We start from the raw sequence: 17,429 nt of genomic DNA on the forward strand, positions 1-17,429 counted from the left end.
CATCTCCCATCGCGCCGTGACGTCTTCCCTCACCGATCGGGCATCCTGACATGCCCTGGTCGACGCCGTTCGACGATCCGATCGGCCTGCGCGGCGGCGCCAAGCTGCGCACCTTGCAAGAAGCTGCCGACTTCATCATGCAGCTGCCCGAGGCTGAGCAGCAGGAGCCGCGCTGGCAGACCGCGATCGAGATGCTGATCAACGCAGCCGAGGCCGGCGGCGGCTGGCTGATATTCGCTCGCATCGGCATGCTACGCGCGTTGAACGCGGATAGCGGGCATCGATGAGCCGCGCTCGGCATGCTTGCCCGACAGCTTGATGAACAACCTCAACAAACCCTTAAGCGGCCGGATCACTTGTCGCGCCACGAGCGCCATCGTGCCGCACCGGGTATTCCTACGGGACGCAAAATTAACCGATGATTCCCCTTGCTTACATCAATGTCCGGCCGTCGAAAAACCGGGGATCGGACGACCGTGCCGCAACAGGACGCCAGAAAGAACTACATCGGCATCGTGAGTGACACGGCCGAGGACGAGCGCATCGCCGACACGGCGGTGCAGGCGCAGCCGCATGTCGTCAACTATCTGGTCGGTCGCCTTGCGGCCGCGCTGGGACGTCCTCCAAAGACTGCGCCGGGGCGCACCACCTCGAGTTGAGAACGCCCCCGCTTCCGTCCATTTGAATTGGATAATGAAACGTTCGTTTAACGGCTGTTACGTTAAGAAACGACAGGCTACGTCGGCCGCACCCGCAATTTGATGCGCGAGAAGCGTCTCGCCGATCACCTTACCAGTTTGATAACGACGCGCGCCTACGTTGGACCGGACGAACAGGAGTTGGCGATGATTGTGCTCAGGTCTTTTCTTGCCGATGAGAAGGGCGCCACCGCGATCGAGTACGGCCTGATTGCCGCCGGTATCGCCCTCGCCATCGTCACCGTCGTGACCAACACGGGCAGCGCCCTCCTCAGCAACAAGTTCAACTCGATCAGCACGGCCATGAAGTAAGGCCATCCCCTCGTCATTGCGAGCGCAGCGAGAGTCTTTCCGCGGAGGGATTCTGGATTGCTTCGCTGCGCTCGCAATGACGGAGTTAAGCCGCAGGGGCCAGTGATCGGCTGCCGATCACTTCCGATATTGCTCGTCGCTGACCTTTTCCATCCAGTCGACGTTCTTGCCATCAAGCGATTCCTGGATCGCGATGTGCGTCAGTCCCGACCTGCGCATGGCCGTCGGCGGCTCGCCATCCTATTTTGCCGCACGCAAGAAGCCCAAAACTCCCCAGGACCTGACCCAACACAACTGCCTCAACCTTCGCCTGCCTACCCACGGCGGCAGCCTCTATGCGTGGGAGTTCGAAAAGAATGGCCGCGAGCTCAACGTGCGCGGAAGGGCAGCTCGTGTTCAACAGCGCGGGCCTGCTGCTGGACGGCGCGCTGAAGGGGCTCGGCCTTGCCTATCTCACGGAGGGACACGTGCAGCCTTACTTGTCCCGCGGGCAGCTGGTTCGCGTGCTCTCCGATTGGTGCCCGCCGTTCTCCGGATATCACCTTTATTATCCGAGCCGCCGCCGGCCCTCGCCGGCCTTCTCCCTGCTCGTCGACGCGCTTCGATACCGACAGAGATAGCGACCCATTTCCGTCGACTTTGACGGCCATGCGAGGCCTGATATTCTGCTGTCAATCGTTGGACCAGAACTGCTTGAAGGATGCGGATGAGACGCGTGGCGCTCCTGGCTCTTGGCCTCATGGTGGTTGGCGTGTCGTCCCAGGACGGCGCGCGAGGACAGAGTTCGACCGCGCCGCCCGTTTCGCTGGCGGCGCCCAATGCACCGCCGCATGCGAGCGCCAAACACGCCAAGCCGGCTGCGTCCGGCAAAGAGCCGTCGCCACCCGTGATCGGCGGGCTGCCGGCATTGCCAAATCCAGCCGCCGACTACGACGGCTTCAGCGCCGGCACCGACGAAAATGACGCACCGAGCCAGCTGACGCCGCCTGCGAGGTCGCGCGCAGCAAGAGACACCGGCCTCGACGCGCAGACGCTGGTCGACCAGGAAGACGAGGCGCTGAAGCGCAAGCTGACGATTTGTAAGCACTGCAAATAGCAGGCTGGCGGCTCGCTGCATAGCTGGCGGTCACTTGCTCACGCTTTACCCTTGCCGCATTTCCTGATCCTCTCTTCCCAACAGCCGGACCAACCGGCCATGCCAAGGAGAGAGACGCCATGAAGCTCGGCACCGCCATTGCGGAAATCATGCGGCGAGAGGGGATCGAGATCCTCTGTGGTTACCCCGTCAATCATCTGATCGAGCACGCGGCAAAGGCCGAGATCAGGCCCGTGATGGTGCGACAGGAGCGCGTCGGGTTGCACATGGCGGATGCGATCTCTCGCGTGACCTCGGGGCGCACGATCGGCGCGTTCTGCATGCAGCACGGCCCTGGCGCGGAGAACGCGATGGGCGGCGTCGCGCAGTGCTTTGGCGAATCCGTGCCCGTGCTGGTGCTGCCGATGGGCTATCAGCGCCGGCTCGCGCATATCGAGCCGAACTTCAATTCCAGCGAAGCGATGAGGCCGTTCTCGAAATCGTCCGAGCCGATCATCCTGGCGGCGGAGGTCGCCAACATCTTTCGACGCGCCTTCACCAGGTTGAAGAACGGCCGTGGCGGTCCCGTGATCGTCGAAATTCCTGCCGACATGTGGAACGAGGAGGTGCCGGAACCGCTGAACTACACGCCGGTGCTGCGCACGCGCTACGGCGCCGACCCCGTCCACGTGAAAGAAGCCGCGCGCCTGCTCATCAACGCCAAGCGCCCCGTGATCTACGCCGGCCAGGGCGTGCATTACGCGCAGGCGTGGCCGCAGCTGAAGCGACTTGCGGAGCGGCTCGCCATCCCTGTCACCACCAGCCTCGGCGGCAAATCATCGTTTCCAGAGACGCATTCGCTCTCGCTCGGCTCCGGCGGCCTTGCGGTGCCCCGCGCGGTGCCGAAGTTCCTCGCTGAAGCCGATGTCATCTTCGGCATCGGCTGCTCCTTCACCGAGACCAGCTTCGGCATCGCGATGCCGAAGGACAAGACCATCATCCACTCCACGCTCGATCCGAACCATCTCAACAAGGATGTGGAAGCCAGGATCGGTCTCGTCGGCGACGCCGGTCTCGTGCTCGATGCGCTGCTGCAGGAGATCAGCAACACCGTCACCGCCGATCGCGATGCTTCGGCGGTCGTGGCCGAGATCGCGGCCTCGCACAAGGAGTGGCTGGCGAAGTGGATGCCGAAACTCACAAGCAACGATGCACCGCTCAATCCCTATCGCGTGCTCTGGGACTTGCAACACACCGTCGACATCGAGAACACCATCATCACCCATGATGCCGGCAGCCCGCGCGACCAGCTCTCGCCGTTCTGGAAAGCGGTCACACCGCTCTCCTATCTCGGCTGGGGCAAGACGACGCAGCTTGGCTACGGCCTCGGCCTCGCGATGGGCGCAAAACTGGCCAAGCCCGACAAGCTCTGCATCAATGTCTGGGGCGATGCGGCGATCGGCTTCACCGGCATGGATTTCGAGACCGCGGTGCGCGAGCGCATCCCGATCATGTCGATCCTGCTCAACAATTTTTCGATGGCGATCGAATTGAAGGTGATGCCGATTTCGACCGAAAAGTACCGCTCGACCGACATTTCCGGCGACTACGCCGCGATGGCGCGCGCCTTCGGCGGCTATGGCGAGCGGGTGACAAACCCGGAGGACATCATCCCCGCGATCAAGCGCGGCATCCAGAAAACGACGGAAGGCGTGCCGGTGCTGCTGGAGTTCATCACCAGCAAGGAGACCGAGGTGTCGCGGCCGGGCACCTGAGCCAGCCGCAGTGCCGCAGGCGCTGGCACGCGCCGCAGGAGATGTGATAATCCGGCCCGGTGCCGCGCCTGCGGCGGCATTCAGCCGGAATGCGAATGACCTCCCCTTCCAACGATGCTGCCGGGATCGACGAGCTCAAGCGGCAACTGCTGTCGGCCGCAGCCGAGAACGCGCGGCTGCGCGATCGCCAGAGTGCCACCGCCGAGATATTGCGGACCATCGCGGCCTCCCCGTCGGACGCGCGGCCCGTATTCGCGGCGATCGCGTCGAGCTCAAAGCGCCTGCTCGGCGGCTTCTCCGCCACCGTGCTCCAGTTCATCGGCGACGAGCTGCATCTGGTGGCGTTCACGCCAACCAGCCCGGAAGGCGACGAAGGGTTGAAGGCGTCGTTCCCGCGGCGGATCGAGGATTTTCCAACCTTCGCGCTGGTCCGCGGCGGCGAGACGATCCAGTTTCCGGACAGCGAGGCCGCTGACGTCCCCGAGCTGAACCGTGACCTGGCGCGACTGCGCGGCTTCCGCAGCGTGCTGTTCATGCCGCTGATGAACCGCGGCACGGCGGTCGGCATGATCAGCGTCACGCGTACCGTAACGGGCGCATTCGCGCCCGACCTGGTGCAGTTGTTGCAGACCTTCGCCGACCAGGCCGTGATCGCGATCGAGAATGCGCGCCTGTTCAACGCGACGCGCGAGACGCTCGAGCGCCAGACCGCGACGGCCGACATCCTGAAAGTGATGGCGGCTTCACCATCCGACGTGCAGCCGGTGTTCGATGCCATCGCGGCCAATGCCAACAGGCTGATCGACGGCTTCTCCACCGCGGTGCTGCGCTATAGCGACGGCGCAGCGCACCTTGCGGCGTTCACGCCCGTCGATCCCGAGGGCGACCGTGTGCTGCAAGCGTCCTTCCCGGTGCCGTTCGCGCAGTTCCCGGCCTACCAGCTCACGGCCAACGGTGAATCGGCGCAAGTACCCGACACCGAGCGTGAGCTGGCCACCCGCGACATCGCGCGCGCCCGTGGCTTTCGCAGCATGCTGTTCACGCCGCTGATGAGCGAAGGTGAAGCCAGAGGCGTCATCATCGCGACGCGGCGCACGACCGGCGCATTCCCCGAGCATCATGTGCGGCTGCTGCAGACGTTCGCAGACCAGGCGGTGATCGCCGTCAAGAACGTCAGCCTGTTCAACGCCACGAGGGAAGCCCTGGAACGCCAGACCGCGACCGCCGATATCCTCAAGGTGATTGCCGCCTCGCCCGCCGACGTCACGCCGGTGTTCCAGGCGATCTCCGACAGCGCCAAGGCGCTGGTCGGCGGACATTCCTCTGCCGTCACCCGCGTCGTCGACGGCATGCTGCACCTCGCCGCCTTCACCACCGACAATGAGGCCGGCAACGCGGATTTGCTCAGCTCCTTCCCGGCGCCGCTGTCGGCGTCAGGCATTCACAGCCGCGTCGCAACCAGCGGTAAGTACGCCTTCCGCAGCGACATGCAGAACGAGCCAGACCTGACCGAGGCCATGCGGGAGCTGGCCCGGACCCGCGGCTACCGCAGCATCCTCGTCATCCCGATGCTGCGCGACGGCGTTGCGATCGGGACCATCGGCGTGACGCGGCGCGAGGCCGGCCATTTCCCCGACAAGGCGATCAGCCTGCTCAAGACCTTTGCCGACCAGGCGGTGATCGCGATCGAGAACACACGGCTGTTCAACGAAGTCCAGGACCGCACGCGGGAGCTTACCGAATCCCTGGAGCAACAGACCGCGACATCGGAGGTGCTCAGCGTCATCAGCCGGTCGAATGGCGATCTCAGGCCCGTATTCGAGGCGATGCTCGGCAAGGCAATGCAGCTCTGCGGCGCCAGTTTCGGCGTGCTCAATACCTATGACGGCACGCAATTCCACACAGCCGCCACTTACGGCTTGCCTCCCGCCTACGAAGAATTCCGGCGCAAGGCGCCTCTCAATTATGGTCCGGCCACCGCACCGGCGCGCCTCTTGAGGGGCGAACCGTTCGTCGAAATTATCGACCTTCTGGAATCGGACGTCTATCGCAGCGAGAGCCGAACCGCCGGGCGTTGGTCGATCTCGGCGGCGCGCGCAGTCTGCTCGCGGTGCCGTTGCTCCAGGACGAGCGCGTCGTCGGCAACGTCATGATCTTCCGGCAGGAGAACCGGCCCTTCTCCCGGAAGCAGATCACCTTGCTGAACCAGTTCGCGGCGCAAGCCGTGATCGCCATCGAGAACGCGCGACTGCTCGGCGAATTGCGTCAGCGCACCGAAAATTTGACCGAGTCGCTGCAACAGCAAACGGCGACTGCCGAGGTGCTCAAGGTCATCAGCCGCTCGGCGTTCGACCTGCAGGCGGTGCTCGATACGCTGGTCGAATCGGCGGCGCGACTATGCGAAGCCGATATGGCGGCGATTACCCGCAAGTCCGGCAGTAGCTATTTCCGGGCGGGCTCCTACGGTTTCCCGGCCAAATTCGTCGAATATGTAAGAGATCTCCCGGTCAGGCCAGACAGGCGCACCATCACGGGGCGGACTTTGCTCGGCGACAAGGTGGTCCATGTCACCGACGTGCTCGAAGACCCCGATTACTTCTTCGAAGGCCAGGAATTGAGCGGCAATCCGCGTAGCTTCCTCGGTGTGCCCTTGCTGCGCGAAGGCAGCACGGTAGGTGCAATTGTTCTCGCACGTCGCGCAATCCGGCCGTTCAGCGAAAAGCAGATCGAGCTCGTGACCAGCTTCGCCGACCAGGCCGTCATCGCGATCGAGAATGTGCGCCTCTTCGACGAAGTGCAGGCCCGCACGCAGGAGCTCGCCAGATCGCTTGACGATCTGCGCGCGGCACAGGACCGGCTGGTCCAGACCGAGAAGCTGGCCTCGCTCGGCCAGCTCACCGCCGGCATCGCGCATGAGATCAAGAACCCGCTCAACTTCGTCAACAATTTCGCCGCGCTTTCGACTGAGCTCACCGACGAGCTGAACGAGGTGCTTGCGCCCGTTCCGCTCGGCGACGATGTCCGCAACGATGTCGACGAGTTGACGGGGCTGCTGAAGGACAATTTGCAAAAGGTCGTGCAGCACGGCAAGCGCGCCGATTCCATCGTCAAGAACATGCTGCTGCATTCGCGCGAAGGCAGTGGCGAACACCGGGCGGCCGACATCAACGCGCTGGTCGAGGAGAGCCTCGACCTTGCCTATCACGGTGCCCGCGCCGAGCAGCCGCATTTCGACGTCACGGTGAAGCGCGAACTCGATCCGGCGGCGGGCTTCGCCGAAGTGTTCCCGCAGGAGATCACGCGGGTGTTGCTGAACCTGGTCTCGAACGGGTTTTACGCAGTGGCAAAACGCCGGGCGGAAAGCGATGCCGGCGCTTTCGAGCCGGTCGTGACCGCCACGACGCGCGACCGCGGCGACCGCATCGAGATCCGTATCCGCGACAACGGTACCGGCATTCCCGATGCGGTGAAGGCGAAGATGTTCAATCCGTTCTTCACCACCAAACCGGCCGGCCAAGGCACCGGTCTCGGGCTGTCGATGAGCCACGACATCGTGGTGAAGCAGCATGGCGGCACCATCGACGTCGCGACGGAGCCCGGCGTGTTCACGGAGTTTACGATTCTGCTGCCGCGAAAAAGTGGGTTTTCAGACAACAGCAGGGGATAGCGTTGCCGCCAGGAGCCTTCCAGAAGCCGGCGCGACTGGTCCGGCGGCAAATACAGTCGCTGTCCGGCGTCGGGCTCATGCTCGGCGCCCTGTTCTTCGCCGCCGCGCTGACGCCGACCCTGATCCCGCGGAGCTATCTCACGCAAGGCGCCCTCGCCGGCGCTTGTTTTGCGATCGGCTACCTCGCCGGAAATCTCTGGCGCTGGTTGTGGCACTATCTCGAACTGCCCGAGCCCTCGGCGCAGCTGCGATCCGGAGCGAATGCGCTGGTCGCAGCCGGCTGCCTGATCGTCGTCATCGTCTGCCTCTGGCGCGCCGCCGGATGGCAGAACTCCATCCGCGCCGTCATGAAGATGCCACCGGTCGAGACCGCCCACCCGCTCAAGATCTCTGCCGTCGCCCTGATCACATTCGTGGTGCTGCTGGCGCTGGGCCGGCTGTTCGTGCGCGTCTCGCGGTTCCTCGCCGTCGGCGCGAAGCGCATCATTCCGCGAAAGGTCGCCAATGTCCTCGGCGTCGTGATGGCAGGCCTGCTGTTCTGGTCGATCGCCAACAATCTCCTGATCAGCACGGCGTTTCGCGCGCTCGATTCGTCCTTTCGCGAATTCGACGGCTTGTTCGAGCCCGAGCGGCCGCAACCGACCAGCCCCGGGAAGACGGGTAGCGCGGCATCGCTGGTGAAGTGGACGGAGCTCGGGCGCATGGATCGCCGGTTCATTGCCTCCGGCCCGACCCGAGCCGAGATTAGCGCCGTGACCGGACAGACTGCGCAGGCGCCTGTCCGCGTCTATGTCGGCCTCGCCGGGGCCGACACGGCGCAGGCGCGCGCGCGGCTTGCGCTCGACGAGCTCAAGCGGCAGCACGGTTTTGAGCGCTCCATCCTCATCGTCGTCACGCCGACCGGCACCGGCTGGATCGATCCGGCCGCGATGGATTCGGTGGAATATCTCCATCATGGAGATGTCGCGAGCGTCGCAGTCCAGTACTCCTATCTCAACAGCCCATTGTCACTGCTGTTTCAGCCCGAATACGGCGCGGAAGCGGCGCGCGCCTTGTTTGCAGAGATCTACGGCTACTGGACCACGCTACCCCGAGAGAGGCGGCCGAAGCTTTATTTGCATGGGCTGAGCCTCGGCGCCCTCAACTCGGAAAAATCCGCAGAGCTGTTCGAGACCATCGGCGATCCCATTGCAGGCGCGCTTTGGAGCGGGGCGCCGTTCGCGAGCCGCATCTGGCGCTCGATCGTTGCGAACCGCAATCCGGGCTCGCTGGCGTGGCTGCCGGAGTTTCGCGACGGCCGCTTGGTCCGCTTCATGAACCAGAATGGGCCGATAGTGCCCGCAGATGCGCCCTGGGGGCCGATGCGCGTGGTCTATCTGCAATATGCCAGCGACGCGATCACGTTCTTTGACTACCGCGACGCGTTCCAGGCGCCGGCCTGGATGTCGACGCCGCGCGGGCCCGACGTGTCGCCGGAATTGCGATGGTATCCGATCGTGACGATGCTGCAGCTCGCGCTCGACATGGCGGTCGCGAACGGCACACCGATGGGCTATGGCCATGTCTATGCACCCGAGCACTACGTCGATGCCTGGGTCGCTGTCACCGATATCCATGACTGGTCCGCTGAGGCGCTGGCGCGGCTGAAGAGCCGTCTTGCAGCGGAGGGGCGGAAAGGCGCCGCGGGCAATGCCGACGCAAACGCCTACTCCGACCGGGGCGGCTAGCGCCGCCTACTCCGCCATCTCGACGGCATGCGTCGTGGTGGGACCGGCCAGCGGCCGCTCCTCCATCATGATCAGACAGAGCGAGGCCGTCGTCATCAGCGCGGTCGCGGCCGCGAAGACGTAACGGAAGGCGTGGCGCATGTCTTCAGTGGGGATCGCAGGGATGCTGCCAGCGGCGCGATGCTCGCCGGCCAGCGGAATGTCGGCGCCGAGCGCAATCAGCAGGATTGCGGCGAACGCTGCGACCGTGAACGAGGACATCAGCGAGCGGAAGAAGTTCATCGCGCCGCTGATGGTACCGACCTGCGGACGGGCCACCGAATTCTGCAGCGAGACCACGCAGACCGGGAAGGTCGTGCCGAGGCCGAGCGCGAACGCGGCCATCAGCGTCAGCAATCCCCACAGCGGCAGCGTGGTGACGGTCAGGCCGAGGGCGCAGATCGCAGCCCACGAGGTGCCGATAATGGCGACGCGCTTGTAGTGCTTGGCGCGCGCCATGGTGCGGCCCGCGATCGCCGCACCGCAGGTCGAGACCGCGGCGAGCGGAATCAGCGCAAGCCCCGCCTCGCTGGCGCTGAGGTGATAGACCGACTCGTAATAGAGCGGCAGCTGCACGGTGAGGCCGGTGATGGCGCCGAGGCCGCAGCCGCCGGCAGTCAGCGCGAACGGCGCGACCGATCCCGAGAGCAGCGGCAGGGGCAGGAACGGCTCGTCGGCGCGGCGCTCATGCCAGACGAAGGTGAGCGCGAGCGCGATTGCGCCGCCCACCATCGACAGCACGGTCGGCGAGAGCCAGGGATAGCGCGTGCCCCCCCAGGTCAACACCAGCATGAAGACCACGGCAGAAGCCATCAGCAGCACGCCGCCGAGCCAGTCGACCTTGCGCTTGCGGTGGAACACCGGGATCTTCTTCATCTTCGGCAGCAACAACGCGAGCGCTGCGGCTGCAAGCGGCAAATTGATCCAGAAGATCATCGACCAGTGCAAATGCTCGGCGAACACGCCGCCGATGACGGGGCCGAGGATGCCGCCGACCATCCAGACACTGGAGAAATAGGCTTGATACTGACCGCGCTCGCGTGGGCTCACGACGTCGGAGATCACCGTCTGCACGACAGGCATGATGCCGCCGCCACCCAGTCCCTGCAGACCGCGTGCAAGAATAAGCATCGGCATGCTCGGCGCGATCGCGCACAGGATCGAGCCGGCGATGAACAGGCTCAAGGAGACGATGATCATGGCCTTACGGCCGTAGATGTCGCTCAGCGTCCCGAACACCGGCGCGACGGCGGTCGAGGCGAGCAGATAGGCGGTGATGACCCAGGACAGGTTCGAGACGTCCTGGAACTGGCGCCCGATGGTCGGCAGCGCCGTGGCGACGATGGTCTGGTCGAGGGCAGCCAGGAACATCGTCAGCATCAGGCTGATGACGATGGTGCGGACTTCATCCGATGACAGCGTAGCTGGCGGCGAACTGCGGATGCTCGTGACCTCCCCCGGAAGGCGGGTCAGTTCCTCCGCGATATCGTCGGGCAATGTCTGGATGTCGGCAGACTGGCTGCTCTGCCGTGTGAACTGGTTCATCTCGGGGCGTGTCAGATCGAGCGTGTTGCGGCGCAAAGCCGCGAAGGATTCGTCCTATGACGCCAATCTAGACAGCAAAGTTGTTCTCGGGCAGCCACCACGGCGCATGGGTGCCTCCCGCACCGCGGTCATCCCGAACAATTGATCTGGGAGAGCGGACGCATCAGTCCTTGGGGCGTCGCTTCAGGCGTGCCCGTTTCGGCACCTGCCCTGGCCATTGCACCAGATAGTGCTCCAGCTTGTCGTCCGGGATCTCGACCTCGGTGCCGGCGACCCGGCCGCGCACGGAGACGCCGGCCTCGTGCACGGTATTGGGATCGCCCGAGATCAGCGGGTGCCACCAATAGAGATCGCGCCCTTCCGCGACCAGCTTGTAGCCGCAGCTCGGCGGGAGCCATTTCAGGTCCCGGACGCTCGCCGGCGTCATGACAACGCAGTCGGGAACATGGTCGAAGCGATTCGCGTAGTCCTTGCAGCCGGACGTGCAGGAATCGAGCATCTTGCAGCTGACATCGGTGAAATAGATCTCCCCGGTATCCTCGTCTTCGAGCTTGTTCAGGCAGCAGCGGCCGCAGCCGTCGCACAGGCTTTCCCATTCGGCCGTCGACATGTCCTCCATCTTCTTGGTTTTCCAGAAGAATCCATCCTGGTCTGAAGGTCGTTTGGGAGCTGCGGTCATGCGCCTATTACGGTTCGAAAGAGCTACGGTCGGGCTATCTAGGGCGCCGAGCCGTCAGGCTGCAAGGAACGTCCCCGGAAGGCCCGTAGTGAACCGGGGTTCAATTGAGCCTGTTGTTCAAAATTGCGAGCCTGACCATTGGTTTATAAGCCCTGCTCGGCTAGAACAACAGCAAGTCCCCTCGGACGCGAAACGGGCGCCTTGGGTTTGCCGCAACAATCCCGCAAGACGTCTCGATGCCGCCCGGCCGGGTGCTTGAACGCTTTCACAGCGAGCCTCAAGGGTTCTAGGTGGTCCAGAACACACCATCCAATTGGAAGAGTCGCATCAGGAACTTCTTCCTGGACCTCGATGCGCGTATCGACTCCTCGCTGTTTTCCTCGGCCAAGGGCATCCGCGAGCTCTACGAGCGCTACTCGACCTTCATGGACCGCTTCTATGTCGGGCGGTGGAAGCGCTGGGTCTTCATCGAGCCGCTGTCGGAAGCGGCGACCATCGGCCTCGGCGGCATGGTGCTCATGCTCATTCTCGCCATCCCCGCCTTCCGCGAGACGGCGGACGAGGACTGGCTGAAGAAGTCCGATCTCGCCGTGACCTTCCTCGACCGCTACGGCAACCCGATCGGCAGCCGCGGCATCAAGCATAACGACTCGATCCCGCTGGAAGATTTTCCTGATGTCCTGATCAAGGCGACGCTCGCGACCGAAGACCGCCGCTTCTATGAGCATTTCGGCATCGACGTCGCCGGCACCGCGCGCGCGCTCGTCACCAACGCCCAGGCCGGCGGCGTCCGCCAGGGCGGCTCCTCGATCACCCAGCAGCTCGCCAAGAACCTGTTTCTCAGCAACGAGCGCACCATCGAGCGCAAGATCAACGAGGCCTTTCTGGCGGTCTGGCTGGAATGGCGCCTGACCAAGAACGAGATCCTCAAGCTTTATCTCGACCGCGCCTATATGGGCGGCGGCACCTTCGGCGTCGACGGCGCCGCGCATTTCTACTTCAACAAATCGGCGCGCGACGTGACGCTGGCCGAGGCCGCGATGCTCGCCGGCCTGTTCAAGGCGCCGACCAAATACGCCCCCCACATCAACCTGCCCGCCGCGCGCGCCCGCGCCAACGTCGTGCTCGACAATCTCGTCGATGCCGGCTTCATGACCGAGGGCCAGGTGTTCGGCGCCCGCCGCAACCCCGCCTTCGCGGTCGACCGCCGCGACGAGGCCTCGCCGAACTATTACCTCGACTACGCCTTCGACGAGATGCGCAAGCTCGTCGACACCTTCCCGAAGTCCTACACCGAGCGCGTGTTCGTGGTTCGGCTGGCGATCGACACCAACGTGCAGAAGGCGGCGGAAGACGCGATCGAGAACCAGCTGCGCCAGTTCGGCCGCGACTATCACGCGACGCAGGCCGCGACCGTCGTGTCCGATCTCGACGGCGGCATCCGCGCCATGGTCGGTGGCCGCGACTACGGCGCCAGCCAGTTCAACCGCGCGGTCGACGCTTATCGCCAGCCCGGTTCGTCGTTCAAGCCTTACGTCTACACCACGGCGCTCCTCAACGGCTTCACGCCGAACTCGGTCGTGGTCGACGGACCTGTGTGCATCGGCAATTGGTGCCCGCAGAACTATGGCCATTCCTATTCCGGTGCGGTGACGCTGACGCAGGCGATCACGCGCTCGATCAACGTCGTGCCGGTGAAGCTGTCGATCGCGATCGGCCAGAAGGAACAACCCAAGGCGCCGAACCCGGCCAAGATCGGCCGGGCCAAGATCGTCGAGGTCGCGCGCCGCTTCGGCCTCAAGGCGCCGCTGCCCGACACGCCGTCGCTGCCGATCGGTTCGGACGAGGTCACCGTGCTCGAGCATGCGGTGGCCTATGCGACCTTCCCGAACCGCGGCAAGGCGGTGACGCCGCATGCAATCCTCGAAGTACGGACCGGCGCAGGCGATCTGGTCTGGCGCTGGGACCGCGACGGCCCAAAGCCGAAGCAGGCGATTCCGCCTAATATCGCCGCCGACATGGCCGGCATGATGAGCCACGTGGTCAGCGAAGGCACCGCGCGCCGCGCCGCCCTCGACGGCATTCCGACCGCGGGCAAGACGGGCACGACGAATGCGTATCGTGACGCCTGGTTCGTCGGCTACACCGGTAACTTCACCTGTGCGGTCTGGTACGGCAATGACGACTATTCGCCGACCAACCGCATGACCGGCGGCTCGCTGCCGGCGCAGACCTGGCACGACATCATGGTCGCGGCGCATCAGGGCGTCGAGATCAGAGAAATTCCCGGTGTCGGCATGGGCCAGAAGCTGCCGCGCGAGCAGGTTGCCAACGCCCAGGCCAATGCGGCACCGAAGGTGCTGGAGACCAAGCCCGGCCCGCCGCCGGTGCTGACCAAGCGCGGCGCCGACGTCCTGGTGCGGGTCGAGAAGATGCTCGACGACGCCGCCAAGACCGCGACCAAATCGGCAGCCGATGACAGCGGCCCGGTCAAGCCGGCGTCGTCGACGAGCGCGCTCGCCTTCCCGCAGAATTATGCGGCGGAGGAGAACGCGGATTCATCCACCCCGCGCAAGAACTGATCTGATCCCGTGCGGCTGATCCTGATCATATTGACGGCTCTCCTGCTCGCGACCGTGGTCGGCGTTGGCGCTACCTGGATGACGACGACGCGCGGCACCGAGATCGGCGCGCTGACCATCGGCGCCTGGACCGCCCGCCCCCGCACCGGCACCGCCGACGTCGATCCCTATTCGCGCGCCACCATCGTGCGCAACGGCGAGCTGCCGATCGGCACCGGTGACGGCGTCGCCTTCACCGCAACCACGGATGACAAGAAGAAGGCGCTCGACGGCCGCTGCGACGTCGTCGTGTCAGGCGTGACGCCGCCGGCGCGGTTCTGGACGCTGACGCTCTACGACCGCAAAGGCCATCTCGTCGCCAACTCGCTGCAGCGCTACGGCTTCACCAGCCAGGAGATCGTGCGCCAGTCCGACGGCTCGTTCGAGATCCACATCGCCGCGCGCTCGCGCGCCGGCAACTGGCTGCCGACCGGCGGCATCGAACGCTACGCGCTGATGTTCCGCCTCTACGACACCCCGGTCGGTGTCGCGACCCGCACCAAGCGCGACGCACCGATGCCTGCCATCGCGACGGTGGGCTGCTCATGATCCGCCTCGCCTTCACCATCCTCGCCGGCGTGGTGCTGGGCCTCGTGGTCCATCTCGTCAGCGTGCTGGCCCTGCCGCGGATCGCGACGCAAGACGCCTATTCGCGGCTGACGCCGATGACCAAGCTCAATGGCGTCACGCAGCTGCCGCTCGCCGATCCGCAGACCTCGCCGATGCCGTTCATGGATCCGGCCTTTGCGCTCGCGATCTGCCGCTACGATCTTTCGGGCGGGCCGATCAAGCTCACCGTGCCGGTGAGTCAGGCCTATACGTCGGTGTCGTTCTACACCCGCAACGAGATCGCCTATTACGCGATCAACGACCGCTCGGCCGGCAAGAAGGTGATCGAGCTCGACCTGATGACGGAAGCGCAGCACAACGAGCTGCCCGAGGACGAAGAGGTCACCGCGGCCGACCGCCTGATCATCGATTCCCCGACGACGACAGGCCTGATCCTGATGAAGGCGCTCGCCGCCGAGCCCGGCCTGATGCCGCAGGCCCAGGCAACGCTCGCCGCTGCCACTTGCGCGCCGCAGACCGAAGCGCCGGCGAAGGCCGAAGCACCGCGCGGCCGGCGCTGAAGCGCGGGCGTCGAGACGCTCTCAAAGCAAAAGCCGAAAACAACCCCATGCACAGTAGCGGGGTGTTGAAGCTACCAGTCAATTCGAAGGTCCGATCGGCAGCCCCCCGGCGGCGGCAGAAGACCGCTTCCAATGCTTTGACACGTCGGGCAAAACACCGGCATGATGGCATGATCGAGAGCTCATCGGACCCGCGCGGAAAATCCGTCGCGGTTTTTTTTGGGCCCGCATGGATGCTGCCGTGATGAGATCACGAGGGCTTCCGAACTATCAAGGGCGGCTGTACGGGGTTGCTCGAAGGCCTTGAACGCACCTTCGAAATGGGTCCGAGAACTTGCCCTATGTTGGCTGCTGCCTTGCTCGCCGTGGAAAACATTGCGCAGATCGCATCGGCCTCCTAAGCTTCCGGGAAATGGGACCGGGGCCAGCCGGGTTGCGGCGGCCTTGAGAATTTTCATCAGCGTCATTGTGATCGGCATTTTGCTCGGCAATCTTCTGCGTATTTGAAAAGTCATTTTTGGAGGAGTTCATGCCGGAGACGGTAGAGACGTTGCTGTGGTGTGCTGCGCTTGCCACGTGGCTCATGATGTTGTTCGCGATCTTCAGCGAAAGCCTGAAGAAGCTCGTGCTTTTTGTCCGACGACGAACGAGCAGGCTTCGGCGAGCACCATCCGACAGGCAACAAGGCGCTGGTCACTGAAACTCCTCGATTTTCGCATCGGCACTCTCTTGGGAGATGGTCTTGATCTTCCTGAATCGAATTTCGTTGTGGGCATGGACCTCACTGGCAGTCGCGATTGCGCCCAACGGCAGCGGTTTCGCACAAGGTGGCGTCGGCTCGTCCGCCGCCCTGGGGTCCGATGGACTTCCAGCGTGGGCCTTCCTGTGGGACCCGAGCGTCCAGGTGCCCACGCCCACCGACACGCTCAACGCCCTTCCAGGCAGCAACGCCGCGTTCAGCTGGAAGCAGGCGCGCGATCTGTTCGTGGCGCCCGACTGGCATCCTGATACCCATCCGGCGATGCCGGACATTGTCGCGAACGGACGCAAACCTGACATTCGCGCTTGCGGATCATGCCATCGCGTCGAGGGCACTGGCGGCCCCGAAATGCAAGCCTCGCCGGTCTGGCAGTGGAATATCTTGTCGCGCAGATTGCCGACTTCAAAAGCGGAGCCAGAACGATGTCCGGCCCTCAGAGGCCGTCCACCCAATTCATGTTGGCCTCGGTCAAGAGCATGACCGATGCCGACATTCGCTCGGCGGCGGAATATTTCGCCGCGCTGAAACGCAAACCAATCATCAAGGTCGTCGAAACGGAGACGATACCGAAAACGGGACCCTCGCGCCTGTTTTACGTCAGGAGCCCGGAAGGCGGACTCGAACCGCTCGGCCAGCGCATCGTCGAGATGCCCGACAATGTCGATCAGTTCGAGCTTCCCGACTCGCGAGCGACATTCACGGCTTACGTCCCGGTCGGGAGCCTGGCGAAGGGAGAGACGCTGGCGAAGACTGGCGGATCGGGATCGACTGCCGCGTGCGGTCTCTGTCACGGACCAGACTTGAAGGGCAGCGGCGCCATCCCGGCGATCGCAGGGAGATCGCCGACCTACATCATGCGCCAGCTCTACGAATTCCAGCACGGCGGTCGATCCGGAGCCGCCAGCGCCCCGATGAAGCAAACCGTCGAGAAGCTGTCGCAGGACGACATGATCGCCCTCGCGGCTTACGTCAGCTCACTCGATCCCTAAACGAAAAGCGCGGGCGCCTTGCACGACCGGCGCGCCCTCCTTCGATCATCTGCGGACAGCGGCTCTCAGGCTTCAGCCAGCCGCGCCAGTAAGGCGTCGACGCATTGCTCACGTTGGTGACAGGCGGCCCGCCCGTGCGCGGCGCGGTATCACGACCCCATCGTATCAACTTCATCTCAGTCCAATTTCGCCGTTCCGGATAACGGAGCTGGATCATCAAGGCAGGCGCGGGGCAGGTATGGAACTTGCCCTGCTCGTCGCTGCGATGTTTTTGCACGCGTGTGCTCAATGTTCCAACCGACGGTCCAACCACATTGCTTCGGTTTCGTTTCCCCTTTCACATCGGGTTTGAACGAACCCTATCCGGGAATTTCATACGCCGTCGCGTCAAACCATACGGTGTTACCCATAC

At 64.3% G+C, this 17,429-nt stretch carries 13 protein-coding genes and 3 pseudogenes; 13 read left to right on the forward strand and 3 right to left on the reverse strand.

What is annotated here, in order from left to right; genetic code table 11:
* Positions 1–50 precede the first annotated feature (50 nt).
* The 3 genes from BM222_RS02810 to BM222_RS02820 all read left to right on the forward strand — a co-directional run bounded on the left by BM222_RS02810 (position 51) and on the right by BM222_RS02820 (position 1,010).
* Positions 51–287 (forward strand): hypothetical protein, encoded by a 237-nt coding sequence (locus BM222_RS02810; RefSeq protein ID WP_092226736.1) that lies wholly within the window; start codon positions 51–53, stop codon positions 285–287.
* 189 nt (positions 288–476) lie between these two features.
* A complete protein-coding gene (locus BM222_RS02815) occupies positions 477–659 on the forward strand; it encodes a hypothetical protein (RefSeq protein WP_092226830.1) in 183 nt (60 codons plus the stop codon).
* A gap of 186 nt (positions 660–845) precedes the next feature.
* Entirely contained in the window at positions 846–1,010 is a 165-nt protein-coding gene (locus BM222_RS02820; RefSeq protein WP_092226831.1) for a Flp family type IVb pilin, read from the forward strand.
* A 117-nt stretch (positions 1,011–1,127) separates the two neighbouring features.
* Here BM222_RS02820 and BM222_RS02825 read toward each other — a convergent pair.
* A pseudogene (locus BM222_RS02825) lies at positions 1,128–1,220 on the reverse strand ((R)-mandelonitrile lyase); the annotation flags it as partial.
* Here BM222_RS02825 and BM222_RS02830 point away from each other — a divergent pair.
* From BM222_RS02830 to BM222_RS02850, 6 genes and pseudogenes are all read left to right on the forward strand, one after another.
* Positions 1,198–1,630: pseudogene (locus tag BM222_RS02830) on the forward strand (LysR substrate-binding domain-containing protein); the annotation flags it as partial. The pseudogenes BM222_RS02825 and BM222_RS02830 overlap by 23 nt on opposite strands.
* 86 nt (positions 1,631–1,716) lie before the next feature.
* Positions 1,717–2,106 carry a hypothetical protein gene (locus BM222_RS02835; RefSeq protein WP_092226737.1) on the forward strand — a complete coding sequence of 130 codons (390 nt, stop codon included), beginning with the start codon at positions 1,717–1,719 and terminating at the stop codon, positions 2,104–2,106.
* 23 nt (positions 2,107–2,129) lie between these two features.
* Positions 2,130–3,860 (forward strand): thiamine pyrophosphate-requiring protein, encoded by a 1,731-nt coding sequence (locus BM222_RS02840; RefSeq protein ID WP_283810217.1) that lies wholly within the window; start codon positions 2,130–2,132, stop codon positions 3,858–3,860.
* 95 nt (positions 3,861–3,955) lie between these two features.
* Positions 3,956–5,638 (forward strand): annotated as a pseudogene (locus BM222_RS41840) (GAF domain-containing protein); the annotation flags it as partial.
* Between the two features lie 161 nt (positions 5,639–5,799).
* Complete coding sequence (locus tag BM222_RS41845) at positions 5,800–7,527, forward strand: GAF domain-containing protein (protein WP_244546995.1); 1,728 nt, start codon at positions 5,800–5,802, stop codon at positions 7,525–7,527.
* Between the two features lie 77 nt (positions 7,528–7,604).
* On the forward strand, positions 7,605–9,254 hold the full coding sequence (locus tag BM222_RS02850; protein ID WP_092226832.1) for an alpha/beta hydrolase: 1,650 nt from the start codon (positions 7,605–7,607) through the stop codon (positions 9,252–9,254).
* 6 nt (positions 9,255–9,260) lie between these two features.
* Here BM222_RS02850 and BM222_RS02855 read toward each other — a convergent pair whose 3' ends face one another.
* Positions 9,261–10,838 (reverse strand): MDR family MFS transporter, encoded by a 1,578-nt coding sequence (locus BM222_RS02855; RefSeq protein ID WP_092226833.1) that lies wholly within the window; start codon positions 10,836–10,838, stop codon positions 9,261–9,263.
* 163 nt (positions 10,839–11,001) lie between these two features.
* Complete coding sequence (locus BM222_RS02860) at positions 11,002–11,517, reverse strand: YcgN family cysteine cluster protein (RefSeq protein ID WP_092226739.1); 516 nt, start codon at positions 11,515–11,517, stop codon at positions 11,002–11,004.
* 290 nt (positions 11,518–11,807) lie between these two features.
* Here BM222_RS02860 and BM222_RS02865 point away from each other — a divergent pair, with 290 nt between their 5' ends.
* The 4 genes from BM222_RS02865 to BM222_RS41850 all read left to right on the forward strand — a co-directional run bounded on the left by BM222_RS02865 (position 11,808) and on the right by BM222_RS41850 (position 17,017).
* Entirely contained in the window at positions 11,808–14,099 is a 2,292-nt protein-coding gene (locus tag BM222_RS02865) for a transglycosylase domain-containing protein (protein ID WP_092226740.1), read from the forward strand.
* Positions 14,100–14,108: 9 nt separating this feature from the next.
* Positions 14,109–14,687 carry a DUF1214 domain-containing protein gene (locus BM222_RS02870; RefSeq protein ID WP_092226741.1) on the forward strand — a complete coding sequence of 193 codons (579 nt, stop codon included), beginning with the start codon at positions 14,109–14,111 and terminating at the stop codon, positions 14,685–14,687.
* The gene (locus BM222_RS02875; protein WP_092226742.1) at positions 14,684–15,268 is read left to right on the forward strand and encodes a DUF1254 domain-containing protein; all 585 of its coding nucleotides are present in this window, start codon (positions 14,684–14,686) and stop codon (positions 15,266–15,268) included. The genes BM222_RS02870 and BM222_RS02875 overlap by 4 nt, the downstream gene beginning before the upstream one ends.
* Positions 15,269–16,450: 1,182 nt before the next feature.
* A complete protein-coding gene (locus BM222_RS41850; RefSeq protein WP_244546988.1) occupies positions 16,451–17,017 on the forward strand; it encodes a c-type cytochrome in 567 nt (188 codons plus the stop codon).
* The last annotated feature ends 412 nt before the right edge of the window (positions 17,018–17,429 follow it).

Origin of the sequence: Bradyrhizobium sp. Gha (assembly GCF_900113735.1) — a bacterium.
GTDB lineage: Bacteria > Pseudomonadota > Alphaproteobacteria > Rhizobiales > Xanthobacteraceae > Bradyrhizobium.

Excerpts from the sequence above, each read along its gene's own strand:
- BM222_RS02810 (WP_092226736.1), top strand. The coding sequence starts at position 51 with ATGCCCTGGTCGACGCCGTTCGACGATCCGATCGGCCTGCGCGGCGGC.
- BM222_RS02820 (WP_092226831.1), top strand. The coding sequence starts at position 846 with ATGATTGTGCTCAGGTCTTTTCTTGCCGATGAGAAGGGCGCCACCGCG.
- BM222_RS02835 (WP_092226737.1), top strand. The coding sequence starts at position 1,717 with ATGAGACGCGTGGCGCTCCTGGCTCTTGGCCTCATGGTGGTTGGCGTG.
- BM222_RS02850 (WP_092226832.1), top strand. The coding sequence starts at position 7,605 with ATGCTCGGCGCCCTGTTCTTCGCCGCCGCGCTGACGCCGACCCTGATC.
- BM222_RS02855 (WP_092226833.1), bottom strand. The coding sequence starts at position 10,838 with ATGAACCAGTTCACACGGCAGAGCAGCCAGTCTGCCGACATCCAGACA.
- BM222_RS02860 (WP_092226739.1), bottom strand. The coding sequence starts at position 11,517 with ATGACCGCAGCTCCCAAACGACCTTCAGACCAGGATGGATTCTTCTGG.
- BM222_RS02875 (WP_092226742.1), top strand. The coding sequence starts at position 14,684 with ATGATCCGCCTCGCCTTCACCATCCTCGCCGGCGTGGTGCTGGGCCTC.
- BM222_RS41850 (WP_244546988.1), top strand. The coding sequence starts at position 16,451 with ATGTCCGGCCCTCAGAGGCCGTCCACCCAATTCATGTTGGCCTCGGTC.